The organism is Guyparkeria sp., assembly GCF_041687595.1.
Classification (GTDB): domain Bacteria; phylum Pseudomonadota; class Gammaproteobacteria; order Halothiobacillales; family Halothiobacillaceae; genus Guyparkeria.
Map to the genome: position 1 here is coordinate 64547 of NZ_JAWLBP010000002.1, position 21846 is coordinate 86392.

General features: G+C 66.0%; 21 protein-coding genes and 1 tRNA gene. 10 read left to right on the forward strand and 12 right to left on the reverse strand.

The window, feature by feature from the left end:
• Positions 1 to 54: 54 nt before the first annotated feature.
• Positions 55 to 540 (forward strand): SsrA-binding protein SmpB, encoded by a 486-nt coding sequence (smpB, locus tag ACESL5_RS00850; RefSeq protein WP_372590886.1) that lies wholly within the window; start codon positions 55 to 57, stop codon positions 538 to 540.
• 50 nt (positions 541 to 590) lie between these two features.
• On the opposite strand, the gene ACESL5_RS00855 is transcribed toward smpB, so the two are convergent.
• The 4 genes from ACESL5_RS00855 to tnpA all read right to left on the reverse strand — a co-directional run bounded on the left by ACESL5_RS00855 (position 591) and on the right by tnpA (position 2890).
• The gene (locus tag ACESL5_RS00855) at positions 591 to 827 is read right to left on the reverse strand and encodes a thioredoxin family protein (protein WP_372590887.1); all 237 of its coding nucleotides are present in this window, start codon (positions 825 to 827) and stop codon (positions 591 to 593) included.
• Positions 828 to 838: 11 nt separating this feature from the next.
• Positions 839 to 1162 carry a carboxymuconolactone decarboxylase family protein gene (locus ACESL5_RS00860; RefSeq protein ID WP_372590888.1) on the reverse strand — a complete coding sequence of 108 codons (324 nt, stop codon included), beginning with the start codon at positions 1160 to 1162 and terminating at the stop codon, positions 839 to 841.
• A 20-nt stretch (positions 1163 to 1182) separates the two neighbouring features.
• Entirely contained in the window at positions 1183 to 2139 is a 957-nt protein-coding gene (locus ACESL5_RS00865; protein WP_372590889.1) for a permease, read from the reverse strand.
• A gap of 337 nt (positions 2140 to 2476) precedes the next feature.
• Complete coding sequence (tnpA, locus tag ACESL5_RS00870; protein ID WP_372590890.1) at positions 2477 to 2890, reverse strand: IS200/IS605 family transposase; 414 nt, start codon at positions 2888 to 2890, stop codon at positions 2477 to 2479.
• A 21-nt stretch (positions 2891 to 2911) separates the two neighbouring features.
• On the opposite strand from tnpA, the gene ACESL5_RS00875 reads away from it, so the two are divergent.
• Positions 2912 to 4162 carry an RNA-guided endonuclease InsQ/TnpB family protein gene (locus tag ACESL5_RS00875; RefSeq protein ID WP_372590891.1) on the forward strand — a complete coding sequence of 417 codons (1251 nt, stop codon included), beginning with the start codon at positions 2912 to 2914 and terminating at the stop codon, positions 4160 to 4162.
• Between the two features lie 74 nt (positions 4163 to 4236).
• Here ACESL5_RS00875 and hda read toward each other — a convergent pair whose 3' ends face one another.
• The 3 genes from hda to ACESL5_RS00890 are packed head-to-tail and all read right to left on the reverse strand — an operon-like array spanning position 4237 to position 9004.
• Complete coding sequence (hda, locus tag ACESL5_RS00880) at positions 4237 to 4935, reverse strand: DnaA regulatory inactivator Hda (RefSeq protein ID WP_372590892.1); 699 nt, start codon at positions 4933 to 4935, stop codon at positions 4237 to 4239.
• A 7-nt stretch (positions 4936 to 4942) separates the two neighbouring features.
• The gene (locus ACESL5_RS00885) at positions 4943 to 6028 is read right to left on the reverse strand and encodes an AI-2E family transporter (protein WP_372590893.1); all 1086 of its coding nucleotides are present in this window, start codon (positions 6026 to 6028) and stop codon (positions 4943 to 4945) included.
• A 60-nt stretch (positions 6029 to 6088) separates the two neighbouring features.
• Entirely contained in the window at positions 6089 to 9004 is a 2916-nt protein-coding gene (locus ACESL5_RS00890; RefSeq protein WP_372590894.1) for an insulinase family protein, read from the reverse strand.
• A 213-nt stretch (positions 9005 to 9217) separates the two neighbouring features.
• Between ACESL5_RS00890 and ACESL5_RS00895 the strand changes: the two genes are divergently transcribed.
• Positions 9218 to 9304, forward strand: a tRNA-Leu gene (locus tag ACESL5_RS00895).
• 51 nt (positions 9305 to 9355) lie between these two features.
• Here ACESL5_RS00895 and ACESL5_RS00900 read toward each other — a convergent pair.
• A complete protein-coding gene (locus tag ACESL5_RS00900) occupies positions 9356 to 12040 on the reverse strand; it encodes a cation-translocating P-type ATPase (protein ID WP_372590895.1) in 2685 nt (894 codons plus the stop codon).
• Between the two features lie 217 nt (positions 12041 to 12257).
• Between ACESL5_RS00900 and ACESL5_RS00905 the strand changes: the two genes are divergently transcribed.
• Entirely contained in the window at positions 12258 to 12881 is a 624-nt protein-coding gene (locus ACESL5_RS00905) for a phosphoribosyltransferase (RefSeq protein ID WP_372590896.1), read from the forward strand.
• Positions 12878 to 13540 (forward strand): dienelactone hydrolase family protein, encoded by a 663-nt coding sequence (locus tag ACESL5_RS00910; RefSeq protein WP_372590897.1) that lies wholly within the window; start codon positions 12878 to 12880, stop codon positions 13538 to 13540. The genes ACESL5_RS00905 and ACESL5_RS00910 overlap by 4 nt, the downstream gene beginning before the upstream one ends.
• A 60-nt stretch (positions 13541 to 13600) precedes the next feature.
• On the opposite strand, the gene ACESL5_RS00915 is transcribed toward ACESL5_RS00910, so the two are convergent.
• Together ACESL5_RS00915 and ACESL5_RS00920 are read right to left on the reverse strand one after the other, a co-directional pair.
• The gene (locus ACESL5_RS00915; protein WP_372590898.1) at positions 13601 to 14023 is read right to left on the reverse strand and encodes an HPP family protein; all 423 of its coding nucleotides are present in this window, start codon (positions 14021 to 14023) and stop codon (positions 13601 to 13603) included.
• Positions 14010 to 15218 (reverse strand): cation:proton antiporter, encoded by a 1209-nt coding sequence (locus ACESL5_RS00920; protein ID WP_372590899.1) that lies wholly within the window; start codon positions 15216 to 15218, stop codon positions 14010 to 14012. Before ACESL5_RS00920 ends, ACESL5_RS00915 begins: the two co-directional genes overlap by 14 nt.
• Before the next feature lie 113 nt (positions 15219 to 15331).
• Here ACESL5_RS00920 and ACESL5_RS00925 point away from each other — a divergent pair, with 113 nt between their 5' ends.
• On the forward strand, positions 15332 to 15487 hold the full coding sequence (locus ACESL5_RS00925) for an entericidin A/B family lipoprotein (RefSeq protein WP_372590900.1): 156 nt from the start codon (positions 15332 to 15334) through the stop codon (positions 15485 to 15487).
• Positions 15488 to 15554: 67 nt separating this feature from the next.
• Here the strand turns inward: ACESL5_RS00925 and ACESL5_RS00930 are convergent, their stop codons facing one another.
• Positions 15555 to 16511: an alpha/beta fold hydrolase gene (locus ACESL5_RS00930; RefSeq protein WP_372590901.1), complete on the reverse strand. Its 957-nt coding sequence runs from the start codon at positions 16509 to 16511 to the stop codon at positions 15555 to 15557.
• 236 nt (positions 16512 to 16747) lie between these two features.
• Between ACESL5_RS00930 and ACESL5_RS00935 the strand changes: the two genes are divergently transcribed.
• Both ACESL5_RS00935 and ACESL5_RS00940 read left to right on the forward strand, forming a co-directional pair.
• Positions 16748 to 17287, forward strand: a complete 540-nt coding sequence (locus ACESL5_RS00935; protein ID WP_372590902.1) for a macro domain-containing protein — start codon at positions 16748 to 16750, stop codon at positions 17285 to 17287.
• Positions 17288 to 17524: 237 nt separating this feature from the next.
• Positions 17525 to 18067: a type 1 glutamine amidotransferase domain-containing protein gene (locus ACESL5_RS00940; protein ID WP_372590903.1), complete on the forward strand. Its 543-nt coding sequence runs from the start codon at positions 17525 to 17527 to the stop codon at positions 18065 to 18067.
• Between the two features lie 83 nt (positions 18068 to 18150).
• On the opposite strand, the gene ACESL5_RS00945 is transcribed toward ACESL5_RS00940, so the two are convergent.
• A complete protein-coding gene (locus ACESL5_RS00945; protein ID WP_372590904.1) occupies positions 18151 to 19488 on the reverse strand; it encodes a DUF2254 domain-containing protein in 1338 nt (445 codons plus the stop codon).
• 204 nt (positions 19489 to 19692) lie between these two features.
• On the opposite strand from ACESL5_RS00945, the gene ilvD reads away from it, so the two are divergent.
• The gene (gene ilvD, locus ACESL5_RS00950; protein WP_372590905.1) at positions 19693 to 21381 is read left to right on the forward strand and encodes a dihydroxy-acid dehydratase; all 1689 of its coding nucleotides are present in this window, start codon (positions 19693 to 19695) and stop codon (positions 21379 to 21381) included.
• Between the two features lie 24 nt (positions 21382 to 21405).
• Positions 21406 to 21846, forward strand: coding sequence for a YtoQ family protein (locus tag ACESL5_RS00955; protein ID WP_372590906.1), 441 nt, complete (start codon positions 21406 to 21408; stop codon positions 21844 to 21846).

Here is a 21846-nt window from a genome sequence, read left to right on the forward strand (position 1 = left end):
GGCCGGCCGGCATTGTTCGGCGGTTCCTACTCCCTGCCCTGCTAGAATGCGCACATGAGCAAGAGCAAGAAGAACAACGCGAGTCCCGGCCAGTCCACCATTGCCCTGAACAAGAAGGCGAAGTTCGACTTTTTCCTGGGCGACCGCTTCGAGGCCGGGCTGGTGCTGGAGGGTTGGGAGGTCAAGTCCCTGCGGGCCGGCAAGGCGCAGATCGCCGATGCGCACGTAATCATCAAGGACGGGGAGGCCTGGCTGCTCGGGGCGGTGATCACGCCCTTGATTCAGGCCTCCACGCACGTGCGCCCCGACCCCACGCGCACCCGCAAGCTGCTGCTCCACGACCACGAGATCGCACGGCTGACCGGGCAGGTCGAACGCAAGGGCTATACCCTCGTCCCCACGGCCCTCTACTTCAAGCGTGGCAAGGTGAAGCTGGAGATCGCCCTGGCCGAGGGCAAGAAGTCACACGACAAGCGCGCGACCATCAAGGAACGCGACTGGCAGCGCGACAAGCAGCGCATCCTGCGACACAAGGCCTGAATCGGGCAGAAGCCCGGACTCGCCTCTGGCGGGGCGGAGCCTGCCGTCACTCAGGACGTCAGCCATTCGACGACCTGCTTCTGTCCCGGCAGGCCGCCACTGTGAACGACCTTCCCGTCGACCACCACGCCCGGCGTCGACATCACGCCCATGGCGAGGATGTCGGCCATATCCTCGACCTTCTCGATGTCCACCTCGACGCCTTCCCGGCGCGCGACCTCCTCGATGAGTTGATAGGTGCGCTGACAGTTCGCGCAGCCGCTTCCGAGTACCTGGATCTGCTTCATGGACATGTTCCTCAGCAGCAGGAGGATTGGGAACGGCAGTCGTCGTCCACCGCACAGCACTCCGAAGCACCGCCCTGCCGCGCCATGCGCTCCATGCAGGTCTGCGGCGATTCGCCGCCGAGTACGGCCTCGACCATCTCGCTGCCGCGCGCGATGGTCTCGGTACTGATGCGGCCGGCCTCCTCGACCACCTCAGCGATCTGCCCCTCCGGCACGCCCCGTCCGCGCAGGGCCGCGAGCAGCTCGTGGGTCTTCGACGGGCAGCGCGATGCGACGGCCGCCGCCAGCATGCTCATCTCCAGCACGACCGGACTGAGTTTCGGTTCAGATTCCATCGTTTCCTCCGACAGTTTGTTCACAACACCAGGTTGAAGCCCCAGCCGACCAGGGTGAAGGCCACGGCCAACACCCCGGCGAACCAGGCGAGCGCCGGCCATCGAATGACCTTGCGCAGGATCAGCATCTCGGGGATGGAGAGCGCGGCGACGCTCATCATGAATGCCAGCGTCGTGCCGATAGCCGCGCCCTTGCCCAGCATGGCCTCGGCCACCGGGATCACGCCGGTGGCATTGGCATACAGCGGAATACCCAGCAGCACCGCCCCCGGAACGGCCAGCCAGTTGTTCTCGCCGCCGAGGTACTCGGTGACCCATTCGCCGGGCACGAAGCCGTGAAAGCCGGCGCCGACGGCGATCCCGATCAGCACCCACTTCCAGACACGCCGGACGATCTCGCGCACCTCGGCCACGGCAAAGCGGTGCCGGCCCGCCCAGGTATTGTCCGGCTCGCCCCCCTGGGCCTCGCCCATCTGGATTTTCCAGACGTAGTCCTCCACCCAACGTTCGGTGCGCAGGCGCTCCATGAACACACCACCCACCCAGGCGACCGTGATGCCCGCGGCGACATAGAGCAGCGCGATCTCCCAGCCGAGAATGCCAGCCAGCAACACAACCGCGATCTCGTTGATCATGGGGCTGGCAATCAGGAAGGAGAACGTCACCCCCATCGGGATGCCGGCCTCGACGAAGCCGATGAACAGCGGCACCGACGAGCAGGAACAGAACGGCGTGACCGCGCCCAGCAAGATCGCCAGCAGGCGCGCCAGCCAGCGAGGCTTGCCGCGCACGTAGGCGCGCACTTTTTCGGGGCTGACGAACGCCCGCAACAGGCCCATCGCGTAGATCACCACCACCAACAGGACGAAGATCTTTGCCGTGTCGAGGACGAAGAAATGTAGTGCCGAAGACCAGCGGTCGCCCTCGTCCAACCCCAGCAGCCCGTAGACCAGCAGGTCGGCCAACCACTCAAACACGGTCGACCCCGCCGGGCAATCCGTTCATCAAGGCGTCAATATTCATATGCACGAATGTATATTCGTTTTAACGAATATACAAGCCGTGAGGATCGCCCCACACCAACGCTCTCCTGCCGAGTCCTGTTCGTCTGTACCCCAACAGCGACCAGAGCCAAGTGGAGAGTGACGGGCTCGATCCCCGACGGAGCGACCCGGTGGTCGTCTGCGTGATGGCAGAGGAAGCACGACTCGAACCCCTGCTCGGGATCCGGGACGGCATCAGGACTCGGGTGGGAGCATGGATTACCAGAACGCGCCGTAAAGCCCCGTCGTTCAGGGCGGGGATATAAGGCGCCTATTCGGGGGTTCGCTGCTGTTCGATGTACTGGCGCACGATGGAGATCGGTGCGCCGCCGCAGGAAGCGGCGAAATAGGACGGCGACCAGAGCGTGCCCTTGAAATATCGTGCCCGGAGATCAGGCCGGGCCTTGCGTAGCAGGCGACTGGAAACCCCCTTGAGGCTGTTCACCAGCGCGGAAACAGCCACCTTGGGCTGGTATTCCACCAGAAGGTGGACATGATCGTCTTCGCCGTCCACCTCGACCAGTTCCGCCCCGAAGTCCGAACAGACCTTGGTGAAGATGTCTCGCAGTTGGTCGATCGCGTCTCGATCCAGCACCTGGCGTCGGTATTTGGTCACGAAGACCAAGTGAACGTGCATATTGAATGCGCAGTGCCGGCCAGTCCTGATTTCTTGATTGTCGCCCATAGACCAACTATAGTTCCAGACATGCAACGCCTTCAAGCCTTCAAGTTCGAGGCACGCCCGAACGGCGAGCAACAGCGGCAAATGCGGCGCTTCGCCGGCTCGTGCCGGTTCGTGTTCAATCGGGCGCTGGCGTTGCAACAGCAGCGGTACGAGGCCGGGGAGAAGAAGCTGGGTTACGCGGCGTTGTGCAAGGAGCTGACGGCCTGGAAGAAAGCCCCGGAGACGGAATGGCTCGCCCAGGCCCCTTCCCAATCGCTCCAGCAAGCAATCAAGGATCTGGAGCGCGCCTACACCAACTTCTTCAAAGGGCGTGCCGCTTTCCCCACCTTCAAGAAACGCGGACGACACGATGCCTTCCGCGTCCTGCAAGGCGTGAATCTCGACCAGGGCAACGCCCGCATCTTCCTCCCCAAGCTCGGCTGGCTGCGCTACCGCAAGAGCCGGGAAGTGGTCGGCACCGTGAAGAACGTCACGGTGTCGGCATCCGACGGCAAGTGGTTCGTTTCGATCCAGACCGAACGCGAGGTCGAGATGCCGCGCCACCCGGCCAACGGTATCGTCGGGGTGGACGTGGGCGTGGCGAGTTTCGCCACGCTGTCCACCGGCGAGATCATCGCCCCGATCAACGCGCTGGCGAAGCGCCAGCGGCAACTGGCTTTCGCCCAACGGGCGATGAGCCGCAAACAGAAGTTCTCCCGCAACTGGACGAAGGCCAAGGCCCGCGTCCAGAAGATTCACACCCGGATCGGCAATACCCGACGCGACTACCTGCACAAGCTCACCACCACCCTCAGCAAAAACCACGCGGCGGTGGTGATCGAGGACTTGCAGGTGCGGAACATGGCCAGGTCGTCGTCGGGGACGGTCGATCAACCGGGGCGAAACGTCCGCGCCAAGTCGGGACTCAATCGCTCCATACTCGATCAGGGATGGGGCGAGTTCCGCCGCCAGCTTGAATACAAGCAGGCGTGGCGCGGCGGGATTGTCGAGGTGGTCGACCCACGGAACACAAGCCGAAGCTGTTCGGCCTGTGGGCATGTGGCGAAGGAAAACCGCCGAAGCCAATCCCGGTTCGAGTGTGTTGCCTGCGGTCACACGGCGCATGCCGACGTGAACGCCGCTCGCAACATTCTGGCGGCAGGGCATGCCGTCATGGCCTGTGGAGGGGATGTAAGCCCGTATCGGCACCTCGGTGCCGGTACGGCAGCCCCGTTGAAGCAGGAACCCACCGAGGCGACCGGCGCCGGCTCGATGCCGGCACCGGCGCGGTAGGAATCCTCGTCCTTCAGGGCGAGGAGGATGTCAACGAACGGGACGAACGTTCCAGGTGAACGTGTTTTTGTCCGTCAACCCGGGAGGTCGCCCAGCACTTCCTTGACGAAGGGAATGGTCAGGCGGCGCTTGGCGATCATCGACTCACGGTCCAGCCGTTCCATCACCTCGAGCAACGTACCCACATCACGCGGCAGATGGGCGAGCATCCACTGGGCCGTGACATGCGGCAGCTCGAGCCCGCGTTCCTGAGCCCATCCGCGCAGGAGCTCGATCTTCTCGGCGTCGGTCGGCAGGTGAACCGGCAGCACGGCCCCCCATCTCAGCCTGGAGGCGAGATCCGGCAGCCGCACCGGGAGCTCCGCCGGGGGCAAGCGAGCGGTCAACAACAGGGGAACACCGGCCTCCCGCGCCCGGTTGATCAGGTCGAACAGCGCGAACTCGCCTTCCTCCTGGCCGATGACGGCATCCACGTCGTCGACCACGGCCAGGGCGAATGCCTCGATCTGCTCGCTCGCCTCCGCCAGTTGCCCGCCGAGCTGGCGCAGGGGCCAGTAGGCCGCGGGCCGCCCGTAGGAACCGGCGTGATAGCAGGCCGCCTGGGCCAGATGCGACTTGCCGCCCCCTTCCGGGCCGTGGATGAAGACCTGCACCTCCCCGCGACCGCGGGCCTGCTCGCTGAGAATGGCCTTGAGCAACAGGTTGTCGTTGCCGATGAACCCCTCGAAGCTCGTCGGGGTGACCAGGTCGAGCGCCAGCGGGATCTGCTGCATGGTCCGTTCAGCCCTCCCCGTCCGTCTCGCCTAAACGCTCGACAGGCATGGCCTGCTGTCCTTGACCGGCGTAGAAGCCACTGCGCTGGTAGGCCTCCAGGCCGTGCCTGCCCAGCACGATCAGTATCGCCGAGACGGGCAGCGCCAGCAGGATGCCGAAAAAGCCGAACAGCTGGCCGCCGGCCATGACGGCAAAGATGACCGCCACCGGATGCATGCCGATCTCGTTGCCGACGAAGCGCGGTTGCCAAGCCACGGTTTCCAGCACCTGGCCGATGCCGAAGACCACCAGCACCAGCAATAGCGGCAGCAGGCTGTCGGCCTGGATGTACATCGCCAGGAGAGCGAGCAGGATGCCGACGATAGTGCCGAGGTACGGCACGAAGCTGACGAGCCCGGCGAACATCCCGATCGCCACGCCGGTGTTCAGCCCGATGAGGGTCAGTCCGATCGAATAGGTGATGCCGTTGGCCAGCATCACGGCCAGCTGCCCGCGAAGGAAATTGCCCAGCATGCGGTCCGATTCACCGGCCAGGTTCACCACGGTATCGCTCCAGTGGCGCGGCAGCAGGGCCTCGATGCGAGTCATGACCTTGGGCCAGTCACGCAGCAGGTAGAACGCGATAACCGGCGCGAGCAGCAGGTTCATCACGATAACGAAGGCGGCCGAGCCGGTGCCCGAGACGTTGCCGAGCCCCTGAGCGAGCACCTTGCCGATGGTTTCCCCGTGCTTGACGGCCATGTCACGCAGCATGCCGACGTCCAGTTCCGCACCGATCTGGGCGTTCACCCAGGGTATGACGCGGGTCTGGACGATCTCGAGCGCCTGGGGAAAGAGACGCACCAGGCGCATGGTCTGATCCACCAGCACCGGCACCAGCGCAATGAAGCTCACCACCAGCACCAAGGCGCCCAACAGGAAGATCAGGGAGGTGCCCAGCGTTCGAGACACGCCGTGGCGGTCGAGCCGGGTCACCACCGGATCGAACAGGTAGGCGACGATGAACCCCACCACGAACGGCGTGAGGATCGGCAGCAGTAACCACACCAGCACCAGCAGGGCCGCGAGCCCGGCCCAGATCATCCAGCGCATCGTTTCACCTCCCTGTCAGCGACCATCGCGGGCAGTCTAGCACCGACCCGACAGACGGGATCAGATCCGCTCGATGCGCAGGCCCAGTTCCTCGAGATCCTTCTCCCGCGAGGGGCCGGCCAGCACACCAACCGACGCCCCTTCCGGCCGGAGATAGGTCTCGGCGACGCGCTTGAGATCGTCCTGGCTCACGTCCAGCACCCGGGCACGCATCTCGCGCAGGTCCGCGGGGCTGCGGTGATGCAGCGCGTCGACGAACGCCTTGCGCGCCTCGCCGGCCGGCGAGCCCGGCTTGTCGATCGCCGCGATCACGCCGAAGATCGCCTCGTCGACGGTGCGGTCCTCGTGGGCGGTGTCCACCACCCAGTCGACCGCCCGGTCGAAGTCCGCCAGCGTCTCGCCCAGCCGCGGATCACGGTAGGAGAAGAAGCGGAAGCTGCCCGACTCGGCGTCATAACCGGCGCCGCCACCATAGGCGCCGCCCTTCTCGCGGATCGCGGTGTGCAGAAAGCCGTTGCGCATGAAGCCGCCCAGCACGGCCAAGGCGGCGGCATCCGGATGCTTGGGCGCCACGGCCGGGTGCGCCTTGGCGCAGTAGTTGACCGCAAGATTACCCACCCAGGCCTCGCGAATCTGCTCCACGTGGCGACCCAGGGCAAAGGCCTCGTCGGCCTGTCCCTGGCGCATGTGCGGACGCAGGGCCTGGGCCAGTTCGGAAAAATGACGCTGCTCGGTAACCACGTTGTAGTGCCGAAACCCACCCTTGATCTTCTCGTGCAGGCGCGCCAGACGCTCGGCCAGCTCCCGGCGGGCGGTCGCCGCCCCCAGCCCCTCGTCCATGGCCTTGATCCGGCGCACCGCGGCCACTCCACCGGTCTGGTGACGCAACGCGGCACGCGCCGACATGCCGGCCGAGGCCAGCGTCATGGCGTGAACGTGACCACGGCCGGCCACGCCCTGCTCGACTCCGAAGCGCATCTGGCTGACGAGATCCCGGATGCGGTCGGTCTCGTCGAAGCGCGCGGCCTCGAGGTGCTGGTGGAAGAGATCCACCATCGCGTCGGCATTGCGCACCAGCGCCTTGCCCGACATCAGCCAGTATCCGCTCGTGGTGTGAATGTCCTCGATACCGGCACGGATCGAGGCGGACGCGGAGAACCCGCCGGTCTTCGCCGCCACGGCCTCGGCCATGGCGAGATAGTCGCGGTCGCCGGCACCCAACTCGGTCAGCAGGCCGGTGTAGACCGGCAGCAGCTCCAGTTCCTCGCGGTCGAGCGGCGGCAGGTCGAGCGCCAGCTGCAGGTAGCACAGGCCGTTGGTGCTGCGGTCGTACCAGCGCTGGCTCGAGGGCTGATGCACGAACTGCACCGGCTGCGGGATGTCGATGTCCTCCGGGATGTCCTCGCGGGTGACCGTCGGCAGGATGGAAATATCGCCTTCCTCGGCTTGCCGGTCGGCCAGTGCCTTCGCCCGGTCGACGATGGCTTGCTTCTCCTCCTCGGAGAGCGTCGCCTTCATCGCCTCCAGACGCGCCTGTTCCTCGGCCTGCTGCCGCGCGGAGAGCTCGGTGTCGGGCTTGAGCGTCAACCGGACGCGGTGTGGGTTGTCCAGCAGCAGGCGACGGACCAGGTTGGGGATGAACTGCGGGTTGGCGGCCCGAGCCCGCAGGCGTTCCAGGGCCGGCTCGAGATCGAGCAGGTTGATCGGATCACTGTCGTGGATGGCCGCCGGCAGCGCCTGAACGATCAGGTGCAGGCCGTATGGGAAGCCGTCGCCGGTGATCTCGCGCTGCTCGAGCTCGAGCTGGTGCAGCACCGACTCGACCATGTCGGGGTCGACGCCCTTCTCCGCCACCTCGGTCAGCGTGTCGAGAATCAACTTCTCCACGTCTTCGGCGCGCTCGGACTCGCTGCCTTCCAGCCCCGCGACGAACACCATCTGCCGCTGCGAGTCCTCCAGACCCAGCACGGCCGACGGGGCCGCGCCGAGATCAGTCGTCTCCAGCGCGCGCAGAAGCGGCGAGGCACTGTTCTCCAGCAGCACGCCCTCCAGCAGCTGTGCCTCGAGGCGCTTGTCCAGATCGGCGCTTTCCCCGAGCATCCAGCCGACGTTGATGTGAGTCTTGCCGGCAGTGTCCTCGTCGTCCAGCGGGTAGACGTCCTCGACCCGCTTCGGGCCGGCGAACACTGGCTGGAGCGGCACGGCCGAGTCGGGTTCGATCTCCTCGAAGCGCGACAGCGCCTTCTCCTCAAACTCGCGCTGCAGGCGTTCGACCGGCTGGTTGCCGAAGGTCATGAACACGGCGTTCGACGGATGGTAGAAGCGTTTGTAGAACGCCACCATCTGCTCGTAGGTGAGATCGGGGATCTTCTCCGGGTCGCCGCCGGAATTGTGGTGGTAGGTCGTGTCGGGGAACAGCTCACGCGAGAGCGTCTGCCAGAGCACGGAGGTCGGGTCGCTCATTGCGCCCTTCATCTCGTTGAACACCACACCCTTGAACGTGAGCGGGGTGGACGGATCGTCCCACTGCTCGAACTCGACCCGGTGGCCCTCCTGGCGGAAGTCCAGCTCGTCGATGCGCGAGAAGAACGTGGCATCCAGGTAGACGTCGAGCAGGTTGTAGAAGTCCTTCTCGTTGCAGGAGGCGAAGGGGTACGCCGTCCAGTCGCTCGAGGTGAACGCGTTCATGAACGTGTTCAGCGAACGGCGGATCATCATGAAGAACGGGTCGCGCACCGGATAGCGCTCCGAGCCGCACAGCACGGTGTGCTCGAGGATATGAGCCACCCCGGTGGAATCCTCGGGGACGGTGCGCAGGCCGACCAGGAACACGTTCTGGTCGTCGTCGACCGCCAGGTGGTAGTGGCGCGCCCCGGTCCTGTCGTGACGGTATTCCTCGACGGTCAGGTTGAGTGCCTCGATCGGTACGGCGCGTACCAGACTGAATGCAGGATGATGACCGTTGGCTGAAGGCATGATCGCTTGGGACTCCCGAAGAAAGATGCTGGATTTGATGCAAAGCTCACGAGTGTAACGCACCGAGCGGGCTCCCGGCCCGCCCGAACAGCATGACTCTGGGGACGAACCCGGACCTAGGCAAGTCGCCGGTCGCGGGCTTGGTCGAAAGGCGGTAGAATCCGCCTCGCCACAAGCACGACCAGCCAGGCGCAGGTCGCGCCCGGCTTCCCCGCGGGTGTGGTGAAACTGGTAGACACAGCAGACTTAAAATCTGCAGGCTTAACGGCCGTGCCGGTTCGAGTCCGGCCACCCGCACCAGACAGTACACGTTGCACCTGTATCGAGTCGCCGCCTGCCGGCGACGAGACGTCAGTCGACCCAGCGCCCTTCCCACAGAAGACGAGCCTGCTTCATCGGCTGGACGATCAGGATGGGCAGCAGCGAGAATCCCAGCACGACCAGCCAGCCTGCCGCCCCCGGGGCAACCGTCCCCAGCACATCCCCTAACAGCGGGAGATAGACGGCGGCGATCAGCAGCACCACGCCAACCGCGATCGAGAGCCAGACAAAGGGGTTGCGGGTGATCGGGTTGCGCAGTAACCCGGAACTCGCCGATCGCATGTTGAACACATGCCAGAGTCGCGCAAAGCCGAAGGTCAGGAACGAGATGGTCACCGCGGCCTCCGTCGACAAGTCGAGGACCAGCAGGGCGACCGCCATGGCCGCCAGTGCAGTGGCCGCGATGATGAACCCATAGCCGAAGACGGCCGACCAGCCCGCCGGCGTGACCAGCGATTCCGAGCGATCACGCGGTGGACGCCGCATCACGGCCTCCTCGCTTCGACTCAGGCCCAGAGCCAGCGAGGGCAGCACGTCGTTGACGAAGTTGATGTACAGGATCTGCAACGGCAACAGGGGCAGCGGGGCCCCGGCGGCGGCGGCCGCGGAAACGGCCATGATCTCTCCGAGGTTGCCGGACAACAGGTAGACGATGAAGCGGCGGATGTTGTCGAAGATGGCACGACCCAGCCGAATGGCGGCGACGATCGTGGTGAAGGCATCATCGCGCAGCACCATGTCCGCCGCCTCGCGCGCCACGTCGGTCCCGCGCCGACCCATGGCGATTCCCACGTCCGCCTTCTTCAACGCCGGGGCGTCGTTGACGCCGTCACCGGTCATGGCCACCACCGCCCCATCCTTCTGGTGCAGGCCGACGATATCCAGTTTCTGCTCCGGGCTGACCCGGGCGAAGACCGAGGTGGCCAGCGCCCGTTTCCGCTCGGCGTCGGTCAATGCCTCGGGCGACTTCAGTGTCGAGCCGTGCACCGGCGGGGCATCCCCCTCCCCGGCAATTCCCAGTTCGCGAGCGATGTGCCCGGCGGTGGCCGGCTGGTCACCGGTGACCATCAGTACCCGGATGCCGGCATCGCGGCAGGCCGCGACCGCCTCGCGAACCCCCTCCCGGGGCGGATCGTACAGCCCGATCAGGCCGATCAGCACCAACCTGGCATAGGGGTCTTCCCCGTCACCCGACGCCCGTTTTTCCGCCAGCGCGAGCACCCGGAACCCGGACTCGGCCATGGCATGGTTCCGACTCCGCCAGCGATCCCGGCCGGCCTCGTCCAGGGCGATGTCGCTCTCCGCCGCAGCCTCGGCGTGGCAACGATCGATGACCGCCTCCGGCGCGCCCTTGACGGCATAACGAAAGCCCTCTCCGTCGACGTGGATCGTCGCCATCATCAGTGTCTCGGGGGAGAACGGCTCCTCGCGCCGCTCGGGCCATCGTTCGAGCAGACTGGCCCGCACGACACCTGCGCTCTCGCCGGCACGCAGCAACGCGATCTCCATGGGATCACCGGAGGGCGAGTCGCCGAGTTCGGCGTTATTGCACAGCACCATGACCTCCACCGCGCGGCGAAGCCGATCGTGCGAATCCGGATCGACCGGCGACTCGTCGGACAGGAACCGGCCCGCTGACACCTCATGGCGGACATCCTCCCCCGCCAGGGCGACCAGACCCACGGTCATCCGGTTCTCCGTCAGCGTGCCGGTCTTGTCGGAAAGGATCGTGGTCGCCGCCCCGAGCGACTCGACCGCCGCCAGACGCTTGACCAGCGCATTGCGCGCGGCCATGCGGTGCATGCCCCGAGCAAGGGCCACGGTGGCCACCACGGGCAGCCCCTCGGGCACGGCGGCGACGGCCAGGGCAATCGCCGTCTCGAGCATGGTTACCAGCGAATGCCCGGCCAGCAACCCGGCCCCGGTGACCAGAACCGCAACAATCAGGGTCAGCCCGACCAGTCGACGACCCAGGGATTCCAGCCGGCGCTCGAGAGGTGTCATTTCGCTCTCCGCGGTCTGGACCATCGAGGCAATCCGGCCGATTTCGGTCTCCATGCCGATCGCGACCACCAGACCGATCCCGGCTCCCTGGGTTACCGCCGTCCCCTTGAAGGCCATTCCACTCTGGTCGGCGAGGCCGGCCCCCGACTCGACCGCATCCACGCTCTTGGTCACGGGAACGGATTCGCCGGTCAATGCAGACTCATCGCAGGCCAGCCCCTCGGATTTGATGATCCGCAGGTCCGCGGGCACCTGATCCCCCGCTTCGAGAATCACCAGATCCCCCGGAACGAGGTGATCGGCGGGCACCGTCCGTTCCGCCCCGTCGCGTCGAACACGGCTCTTCATCGTCCCGAGGCGCTTGAGAGCCGCCATCGACCGAACCGCCTGATATTCCATGACGAAACCGACAGCGCCGTTCACGACGAGGGCCACGGCAATGGCGATCGCCTCGACCGTTCGATCGAAGGCCAGCGCCGCCAGGGCTGCGCCCATCAGCAGCAGGATCACCAGGCTCTTGAACTGATCCAGAAGGATGCCCAGCGGACCCCGCACCCTGGCCTCGAGCAATCGGTTCATGCCGTGACGCGCACGTCGCTTGCGGACCTCCTGCCGGGACAGGCCACGATCCGGGTCGGTGTCGAAGCGTTCTAGGACCGCCTGAGAAGGTTCCGCTGCGGGATTGAAGTCGTTGTCGGTCCTGGCGCTCAAGGCATCGTCTCCATTCCACGCGGTCGGGACCGAGCGGCACTACGCACAAGCCCGGCCCACCCTTCATGTAGCCCCTGGAGGAACGAATTTCACGATCCGCCCCACAGGATTCGTATCGACCTCCGCGGGGCATGCGACCAGGCTGGAACGAACACCGTCGCTGCTCCCCACACGGTCTAGACTCCCGAGTATCGAGGAGTCTGGACCGGAGGAAGCCATGTTCCGCAATCGTGAAGAGGCGGCTGAACAGATCGCCGCGCGGCTCGACCACCACCGGGGGTCGAACCCGCTGGTACTGGCGATCCCGCGCGGAGGCGTCCCCATGGGGCAGGTAATCGCCGATCGCCTGGAAGGCGAGCTCGACATCGTGCTCGTGCACAAGATCGGCGCTCCGGGCAACCCGGAGTTCGCCATCGGGTCGGTGGACGAAACCGGGCATGTCGAACTCAATCCCGGCGTTGAGCGGTACGGCATCTCGCCGGACTACATCGACAGCGAGGCCGAACGCCAGCTCGAGAACATCCGCAAACGACGCCAGCGCTACCGCCGTCCGCCGACACGCGCCGAAGGTCGGGTCGCGATCCTGGTCGACGACGGCATCGCCACCGGAGCGACGCTGTTCGCCGCGATCCGCTCGCTGCGGGCGCAGAACCCCAGTCGGCTGGTGGTCGGCGTGGGCGTCGCCCCGCCCGATACCGTCGAGCGTATCCGTCGCGAGGTCGACGAACTGGTCTGCCTGGAAGCGCCGGCAGAGTTCATGGCCGTCGGACAGTTCTTTCAGGACTTCCGTCAGGTGGAAGACGAGGAAGTAATCGCCGCCTTGGGAGGTGAGTCATCATGAACGAGCAAGGTCGTATCGAGACATTCGAGGTGGGCATCGAGACGCCCGACGGCACCCTGCCGGGCGATCTCAACATCCCCGAGGGCGCCCGTGCCATCGTGCTCTTCGCCCACGGCAGCGGTAGCAGCCGACTGAGCACGCGCAACCGCTACGTGGCCGAGGTGCTCAACGCCGGCGGACTGGCCACCCTGCTGTTCGACCTGCTCACCCCCCGGGAGCACGAGATCGACCAATTCACCACCGAATACCGCTTCGACATCGGCCTGCTGACCCGCCGCCTGCGAGACGCGGTGGACTGGGCACACGAACAGCCGCGGCTCCAGGACATGTCCATCGGGCTGTTCGGCGCCAGCACCGGGGCCGCCGCGGCGCTGAACGTGGCCGCGGAGCGCTCCGAAGCCGTCTCCGCCGTGGTTTCCCGGGGCGGGCGCCCCGACCTGGCCGATCCCCGGGCGCTGGCCCGGGTGACCGCGGATACCCTGCTGATCGTCGGCGGACTGGACGGTCCCGTGATCGGCATGAACCGGGAGGCGGCCGAGCAGATGCCCGAACTCCCGCGCATCGAGATCATCCCTGGTGCCACCCACCTGTTCGAGGAGCCGGGGAAGCTCGACGAGGTTGCGGAAATGGCGCGCGACTGGTTCCGGGAGCATCTGTAGGCAGCTTCGGGACCGGCGGCTGACGGCGTTAGCGTTGCGGACAGGCCTCGTCAGCCATCCTCAGCCATCCAGGGCCGCCTTCAGCAGGTCACGCACCCGGATCACGCCCAACAGGCGCCCATCGTCGTCGATCACGGCGATGTCCTCGACCCGGCGTTCCATGTGCTGGTGGAACACGTCACTGATCCGTTCGTCGTGCCGCACGCAGAGCACGCGCTCATCCATGTACTCGTCCACGGTGCCCGGCGTGATGCGCTCGATGAGCTGCCGACGGCTGTGGGTGGGCCGCAAGTGCGCCAGCAGGATGCCCGCCAGCCGGCGGAACCCCAGATGACCACGGACCCGACCATCGTCGTCAAGCACGTAGACATCCCTTGATTCGGGCTCGTCGAGCAATGCCTGTGCCGCCATGGACAAAGGGTCGTCAGCGGCAACGGTCACCGCGCGCCTCGGATGTGCCTCGAGCCAGTTACCTGCCTTCATCCACGCCTCCTCCCAGAGTCCGGTCCGTCTCCCCGGCGCGACGCAGCCCGTAGCGGGCGGCCACGGCGCCGATGGATTCGGTCAGCAACGTGCTGGCCGTGACGATGTTGACGATCAGTTCGGCCGACTGGGCGAATCGTTCCTGCCCGGCCAGCAGCAGGGCCATGCCGATGGCCACGCCGCCCTGAGGCAGCATACCCAGCCCGACATTGCGGGTGATCTCGGGCGGCGCCTTGGCCAGCCGAGCCCCGGCCATCGATCCCAGTACCTGGCCGGCGGCCCGCAGCAAGAAGTACAGCAGAATGAGCCAGAGGTACTCCACCACCACGCCGAGATCGAAGTGCAGCCCGGCGAAGGTGAAGAACAGGACGAACACCAGCTCCTCGAGCTGCTCGACGGGTTCGAACAGTCGTTCGGAATGGGCGCCGCCGAAAAACCGGGCGGCAAAGCCGAAGGCCATCGCCGCGAGCAACTCGGAGAAGTGCCAGGCCTCGGCCAGGCCGACCAGGAGGATGATGCCGCCGATCAGCGACACCAGTCGCAGTTCGTGTTCGTGCAGGCGCCGGGCCAGCCGCTCGATCAGCCAGCCGGCAAGCCCACCGAACACCAGTGCCGCACCGATCTCCCACACCGCTCCGGGCAGCGCCTCGGCCAGGCCGGCGGTACCCACCAGCGCCAGCACCAGCGAGAAGATCACCAGCCCCAGGGCGTCGTCGAGGGCCACCATGCCGAGCAGTGCCGTGGTCAGGGGGCCGGCGGCCCGGTACTGGTGAATGATGGCCACGATCGCCGCCGGGGCGGTGGTGGTGGCGATGGCTGCCAGCACCAGGGCGAACGTCAGGCCCGGCAGGTCGAGGACGGTGGTACCCAGCAGCGCGAAGACCACGAACACGGCCAGAAACGCACCGACCACCTTGCCGACGGTAGCCGCCGCGATGGTCCAGCCCAGCCGTCGCAATTGGCCGATCGTGGCCGAGCCACCCACCAGGTAGGCGATGATGCCCAGCGCCACCGAGACCATCGGACGTGTCCAGTCGGTGGCATCAACTCCCAACATTCCGCCCAGCAGGTCCGGCGCGAACAGCATGCCCAGCAGGATGTAGCCCACCACCCGGGGCACGCCGAAGTAACGGCTTCCCAGCGTGCCGAACACCACGCCCGCCACCAACAACATGCCGATCAGCAGTATCTCCACATCACCTCCTTGGCCGCCGGAATCCCTACCGATTGCGGACTATGCTATCTGCACCATGTCCGGGCACTCTCCGGTTCATGGATTGGTCCATACGAGCGAGGAGACCATTCACCATGACTCAATCATTCCTCAAGCGCATCGCCCTGCTATTCGCCATGATCGGATCCCTTGGCCTGCTGGCCGGCTGCAACACCATGGAGGGGTTGGGGCAGGACACCCAGGAACTGGGCGGGGCGATCGAAGACGAAGCCGAAGAGCACAACGACTGATCCGGTCAACCGATCCACCTCGGACGACCCAGCCCGGGCCACCCCGTTTCACGGGCGTGGCCCTTTATCATGGACGATGCTCCGAACCTCTCTCGTGACCGAGATGGGCGCCCACGGCGGCATCAAAAGCCGCTGGCACTTCCTCCCAGGGAAAATGCACGCAGCCCTCGAGCACCGTCGTCCGCTCGAGTTCCAGCTCCGAGCGCAGTCGCTCGAGGTTCGTCGGCATCAGCAGGTCCTGCCGGCAGCCAATGAAACCGATCGGGATCGACCAGTCGCGAATCGTGTCCCATGCCACGGGATTCTGCCCGTAGGCTCGCCAGCCCTCCACGTTCAATGTCGGGCTGAAGTCCGACTCGTCGAACTGCGCGGCATAACGTCTGCCTTCCTCGTAGTCGAGAAAATAGCTCGGCAGGGTCCGATCGATCTGGTGGCGGGCATGCTCAGCTTCGTCCCAGCCGGCCTCGCCGGGCTGCCGCCAACGGCTCTCGTCGTCCCAACGCTCGCCCCTCTCTCGTGATCGGCGGGCATCGATCTGCTCGGGTACCGTGCGCAATGACTGGCGTTCCGGGTCCACCGGATTCAGGAGCAACAGACGATCCACCTGCTCCGGATGCGCCCGAGTGTAAACGAGCGCCATCAGAGCGCCCCAGGAATGACCGACGAGAGTCACCGATCGATCTCCCGCCAGCTCGCGGCGTAACCCCTCGACCTGCTGGGCCCAGGGCTCCAGCGGCGCGCCCTCGATCCGCAACACATTCTCCCCCACGCCGAGCATGTCCATGATCGCTGAGCGATACCCCAACTCGGCCAGCCGGCGCTGGATCGGCTCGAGGTTCCAGCTCGTGAACCCCGGGCCGCCGCCGAGCACGATGGCCACCGGCGCCCCGTCCTCGCCGCGCACGTGGTAGCTCACCTCCTGGTCGTCCAGCGTGAACGACCGCGCCGGCGTGGTGAACTCGGCCCGGCCAGCCAGGGGCAGCAGGCAGCAGAGGGTCAGGCTGATCCATGGCAGATGTCGCATCGTGTCGTGCCTCCGCATGATTCCATGCAAGGAAAGGCCTGCACGAATGCGATACCTCTGAAGCACGCCTTGATCACGGAGATTCGCCACGCCAGGGTGGCATCGCATTCCTGCAGACTCTCCCAAGAGTAGCGGCTGGCCCCGCCGACTGCCGGTCACGGCACGTCTGCAGCGCCTTGCCTACACTCCCCGTGTCGAAAAGCCATGCTGATGCAAGGATCAGGCGAGGGGCACAGATGACATCACGCCACATCGAAGGCATCTCCATCGAGTGTGTCACGGGCGACATCGTCGACCAGCCGGACATGGACGCGATCGTCAACGCGGCCAACGCGCAACTCGCGCCCGGCGGAGGCGTCGCCGGAGCCATTCACCGCGCGGCCGGTCCGGAGCTGGCCCGCGAATGCGCCCCACTCGCCCCCATCCGCCCGGGCGACGCGGTGATCACCCGCGGACACGACCTGCCGAATGCGCACGTCATCCACTGCCTGGGGCCGGTCTACGGCGTGGACGAACCGGCCGACGAGCTGCTCGCCGCCTGCTACCGGAATGCACTGGCTCGGGCCGAAGAGACGGGTCTGGAGAGCGTGGCCTTTCCCTCCATCTCCACCGGCGCCTTCGGCTACCCGGTGGAGGCGGCCGCGGGCATCGCGGTCGGCACGGTGGTCGATGCCGCGGCTACCCTCGATACGGTGCGGCGCGTGCGCTTCGTGCTGCACAGCGAATCCGACCTTGGCATCTACGTTCGTGCCCTGGAGCAGTGGGCATTCACCTGACTCGGGCCATGCATGATTGCGGTTGCCGGAGATATACAACTTCCCGGACGCCCGTCGAACAGGCTTCGAGACCGCCCTGGTCGAGGCGGGCACCCGACCGGTCACCCCGACGGGCAATCGTGACGCACTGGAGCCGATGCGCCAGGCTCGCTTGACGATGACCTGACTCATCGCCGTGTGTCTTCTACCCTCCTTGCTCCGGGCCTTGTAATCCAACCATTGTCGAGGAGGCACCCCATGGCGGAGACACTCACCGGGAAACGCGTCGCGCTGCTCGTGGCCGACGGCTTCGAGCAGGTCGAGCTGACCGAACCCAAGCGTGCGCTGGAACAAGCCGGCGCAACCGCCCAGATCGTCTCGCCGGCCGATGGCCGGGTGAGGGGTTGGCAGCACACCGACTGGGGTGATGCCTTCGACGTCGACGTGCCGCTGGATTCGGCCATCGGGTCGGATTTCGATGCCCTGGTGCTGCCCGGCGGGGTGATGAACCCCGATGCGTTGCGGCAGAACGAGAAGGCCGTCAACTTCGTCCGAGGCTTCTTCGATCAGAACAAGCCGGTGGCCGCCATTTGCCATGGCGGCTGGACGCTGGCCGAGGCCGACGTCCTGCAGGGCCGGCGGGTGACCTCCTACCCCAGCATCCAGACCGACCTGAAGAATGCGGGAGCGGTCTGGGTCGACGAGGAAGTGGTCGACGACAATGGCCTGATCACCAGCCGCAATCCCAATGACCTGCCGGCCTTCACCGCCAAATTGATCGAAAAAATCGCCGCAGGCTGACGCCCTCGAGCCATTCGACCACCCTTGCCTGACCAAACGAAAGCCCGACATGGCGTCGGGCTTTCTCGTGCGGTCAATCCGTCTTACGACGTCGACGCCGCCAGCCCCTGCTTTACCGCCCGATAGGGCTTTTCCAGCGCTTCACGATCCTCGTGTTCGGCAAAGCTCAGCCATGCCCCCCGCCGGATCATCTCCGCATGTCGCAAGATCGCGGCCCGATCGTCCGGACGATGAACAAAGGCCGTGATCAGTACGAGCGTTTCCATCAGCCGAATGCTCACCGCCACGCTCGATCGCCCGTGTTGCCGAATCTGGTCGAACCCGGCGTCGAGCATCGCCGGGAAACTGGGGGATGGAGCAATCACCCGCAACTTCCCCTCGCTGTCATGGCGATACGGAGACGGCATTTCTCGCGTGGCCAGACGACACAACGCCGAGCCGAGTCGATCGACACAGGCAATGGCGGTAAACGGATCGTTGATCCCCGGCGACAGCGCCCGCACGGCGATCTCCACCAGCTCGTAGAGGGCAAACTCGATGTCCTGGCCGGAGGTGCGCTGATTGCCCAGGGCAAAGGCCGCATTGACTTCCCGGGCCAACTCGTCGCTCCGCTGGCCGGTGGGCCAGACCCGAAGCAAGGGGCCGCCGGCAACCACGTAATGGCCGGGATGACACTCGAGGCGAACGACCACATCCTCGCGCACGGCGAGGGCCATCAGGGCACCCGCGTCGATGAATTGCAAATAGCCGTCGCCCGAAGAGCACACCGACTCGGCCTCGCGATCGAAGCGTCGCAGGAAGGCAGCGTCCGGGGGCTCCGCGGACTCCCCCGCCGGTCCCTGGCCGATCGTTTCGGGGAACAGGCGCTCCAGCACATCGATCAGTTCATGACCGACCCGCGCGACGACCTGATTCGCCTGGATGGAAATGGCCACGTGATGGATGAAGTAGATCAACACCCCCATGCTGATCACCGCCAGCAGCACCCCCAGGGTGACCGACATCTGCGGCACGAACGCATCTTCATCACCGCGCCGAATGGTGAGCACCACCAGCACGCAATAGAGAAACGTGGCCACGAATGTCCCGAGCACGACCTGGGTCGGTGGATCGCGCATGAAACTGCGCAGCAGACGCGGACCCAGCTGCGACGAGGCCAGGGAGAGAACCACCAAGGTCATGGAGAACACCACGCCGGCAATCGTGGTCATTGAACCGGCGATGATGCTCAGCACCGCACTGGCCCCGTCGGGGCCACCGGTAAACACCCAGTCCCAGGCAAGCCAGCCCTTGCTCATCGCGAGATGATCCGCCTGAATGGCCGCCACCGACAGCACCACGGCCCCAAAGACCATGAGCGCCGGGATGAACCAGAAACTGGTGCGCAATGCCTCCCAGTACTTGAACAGCTGCACTTTCACGATGACGGCACCTCGTCCTTTGCCAGCTCATTCCGCTGACGCCCCGACCGGAAAGCCGGAACGGTCTACGCGTGCCCAGGCGTCAATCGCCCTTGATCGCGCTACGTCCACCTTGTTATAGCATCTGCGAGTCGACGAGCTGCCATGCTCGTCGGAGCCAGGGCCTTGCTAAGGTGTGCCCAGCGACTTTTCAGGAGCAACCGCATGACCAACCCCAGCAACGATCCGCGCCGTCGTCATTCCGCCCCCGTGGTCGATGGCATCAACAAGTCCGCCAGCCGGGCGATGCTGCGCGCGGTGGGTTTCACCGACGCGGACTTTCAGAAGCCGCAGGTGGGCATCGCCTCGACCTGGAGCGAGGTCACCCCCTGCAACATGCACATCAACGAGTTGGCCGAACGGGCGAGCGCCGGGGCGGACGCCGCCGGGGGCAAGGGCGTGATCTTCAACACCATCACCATCTCCGACGGCATTGCCAACGGCACCGAGGGCATGAAGTACTCGCTGGTATCGCGCGAGGTGATCGCCGATTCGATCGAGACGGTCGCCGGCTGCGAGGGCTTCGACGGGCTAGTCGCCATCGGCGGCTGCGACAAGAACATGCCCGGTTGCCTGATCGGCATGGCTCGCCTGAATCGCCCGTCGGTGTTCGTCTACGGCGGCACCATCCTCCCGGGCAAGTGCCATACGGACATCGTCTCGGTGTTCGAGGCGGTCGGCGCCTATTCGCGCAGCGAGATCGACCTGCCGCGCCTCGAGGACATCGAGAAGACCGCGATCCCCGGGCCGGGATCGTGCGGTGGCATGTACACGGCCAACACCATGGCCTCGGCCATCGAGGCCATGGGCATGAGCCTGCCGGGCAGTTCCGCGCAGAACGCGGTTTCCGAGGAGAAGCGCGCCGACTGCCATGCCGCCGGCCAGGCGGTGCTCGATCTTCTGGAACGGGACATCAGGCCACGCGACATCATGACCCGGCAGGCGTTCGAGAACGCCATCACCGTGGTCATCGCGCTGGGCGGCTCGACCAACGCCGTGCTGCACCTGCTGGCGATGGCGAACGTCGTCGACGTGCCATTGAGCCTGGACGACTTCACCGAAATCGGGCGGCGTGTCCCGGTGCTCGCCGACCTGCGCCCCTCCGGGCACTACATGATGAGCGAGCTGGTCGAGATCGGCGGCATTCAGCCGATGATGAAGATGCTGCTCGACGCGGGGCTCCTGCACGGCGACTGCCTGACCGTCACCGGGAAGACGCTGGCCGAGAACCTCGAAGGCGTCTCGCCCTACCCGGATGACCAGCAGATCATCGCGCCGCTCGACGCCCCGCGGAAGGCCGACAGCCATCTCCGCATCCTCAAGGGCAACCTCGCCCCCGATGGGGCGGTGGCCAAGATTACCGGCAAGGAGGGCACGCGGTTTTCCGGCACCGCGCAGGTGTTCGGCTCCGAGGAGGAGGCCCAGGCGCGCATCCTCGACGGCACCGTCACCGCCGGCACCGTGGTGGTCATCCGCTACGAGGGACCTCGCGGCGGCCCGGGCATGCGCGAGATGCTCTCGCCCACCTCGGCGATCATGGGTCGCGGACTCGGCAAGGAGGTCGCGTTGATCACCGACGGGCGCTTCTCCGGCGGCAGTCACGGCTTCGTCGTCGGCCACATCACCCCCGAGGCCTTCGACGGCGGGCCGATCGCGTTGGTCGAGAACGGCGACACCATCACCATCGACGCGGTAGCCGACACCATCGAGGTGCACGTCGATGACGACGAACTCGACCGCCGCCGCGCGAAATGGCAGCGCCCGGCGCCCAACTACCCGCGCGGGGTGCTGGCAAAATACGCACGCACGGTCAGCTCCGCGTCACTGGGCGCGGTCACCGACCTGCCCGACTGAACCCAATCGACGAGGAACATTCCGATGAGCCTTACCGTTTACCTGTCAGGGGAAATCCACACCGACTGGCGCGAGCAGATCGAGCAAGGCGCAAGGGAGGCTGGACTGGACATCACCTTCACCCGCCCGGTCACCGATCACGCCGCCAGCGACGCCGCCGGCGACCTGCTCGGCAAGGAAGACCGACAGTTCTGGCGTGACCACAAGTCCGCCAAGGTCAACGCGATTCGCATCAAGACTCTGATCGAACAGGCCGACGTCGTGGTGGTGCGCTTCGGCGACAAGTACAAGCAATGGAACGCCGCCTTCGACGCCGGTTACACCGCGGCGCTGGGCACGCCCTACATCACCCTGCACGACGAGGACATCGTCCACCCGCTCAAGGAAGTCGACGCCGCCGCCATGGCCTGGGCGACAACGCCCGAGCAGGTGGTGGGGATTCTCAAGCACGTCGTGCGCGACTGA

Coding starts and splice junctions, on each gene's coding strand:
- smpB (WP_372590886.1), top strand. CDS start 55: ATGAGCAAGAGCAAGAAGAACAACGCGAGTCCCGGCCAGTCCACCATT.
- ACESL5_RS00855 (WP_372590887.1), bottom strand. CDS start 827: ATGAAGCAGATCCAGGTACTCGGAAGCGGCTGCGCGAACTGTCAGCGC.
- ACESL5_RS00860 (WP_372590888.1), bottom strand. CDS start 1,162: ATGGAATCTGAACCGAAACTCAGTCCGGTCGTGCTGGAGATGAGCATG.
- tnpA (WP_372590890.1), bottom strand. CDS start 2,890: ATGGGCGACAATCAAGAAATCAGGACTGGCCGGCACTGCGCATTCAAT.
- ACESL5_RS00875 (WP_372590891.1), top strand. CDS start 2,912: ATGCAACGCCTTCAAGCCTTCAAGTTCGAGGCACGCCCGAACGGCGAG.
- hda (WP_372590892.1), bottom strand. CDS start 4,935: ATGCAGCAGATCCCGCTGGCGCTCGACCTGGTCACCCCGACGAGCTTC.
- ACESL5_RS00885 (WP_372590893.1), bottom strand. CDS start 6,028: ATGCGCTGGATGATCTGGGCCGGGCTCGCGGCCCTGCTGGTGCTGGTG.
- ACESL5_RS00890 (WP_372590894.1), bottom strand. CDS start 9,004: ATGCCTTCAGCCAACGGTCATCATCCTGCATTCAGTCTGGTACGCGCC.
- ACESL5_RS00905 (WP_372590896.1), top strand. CDS start 12,258: ATGTTCCGCAATCGTGAAGAGGCGGCTGAACAGATCGCCGCGCGGCTC.
- ACESL5_RS00910 (WP_372590897.1), top strand. CDS start 12,878: ATGAACGAGCAAGGTCGTATCGAGACATTCGAGGTGGGCATCGAGACG.
- ACESL5_RS00915 (WP_372590898.1), bottom strand. CDS start 14,023: ATGAAGGCAGGTAACTGGCTCGAGGCACATCCGAGGCGCGCGGTGACC.
- ACESL5_RS00925 (WP_372590900.1), top strand. CDS start 15,332: ATGACTCAATCATTCCTCAAGCGCATCGCCCTGCTATTCGCCATGATC.
- ACESL5_RS00930 (WP_372590901.1), bottom strand. CDS start 16,511: ATGCGACATCTGCCATGGATCAGCCTGACCCTCTGCTGCCTGCTGCCC.
- ACESL5_RS00935 (WP_372590902.1), top strand. CDS start 16,748: ATGACATCACGCCACATCGAAGGCATCTCCATCGAGTGTGTCACGGGC.
- ACESL5_RS00940 (WP_372590903.1), top strand. CDS start 17,525: ATGGCGGAGACACTCACCGGGAAACGCGTCGCGCTGCTCGTGGCCGAC.
- ilvD (WP_372590905.1), top strand. CDS start 19,693: ATGACCAACCCCAGCAACGATCCGCGCCGTCGTCATTCCGCCCCCGTG.
- ACESL5_RS00955 (WP_372590906.1), top strand. CDS start 21,406: ATGAGCCTTACCGTTTACCTGTCAGGGGAAATCCACACCGACTGGCGC.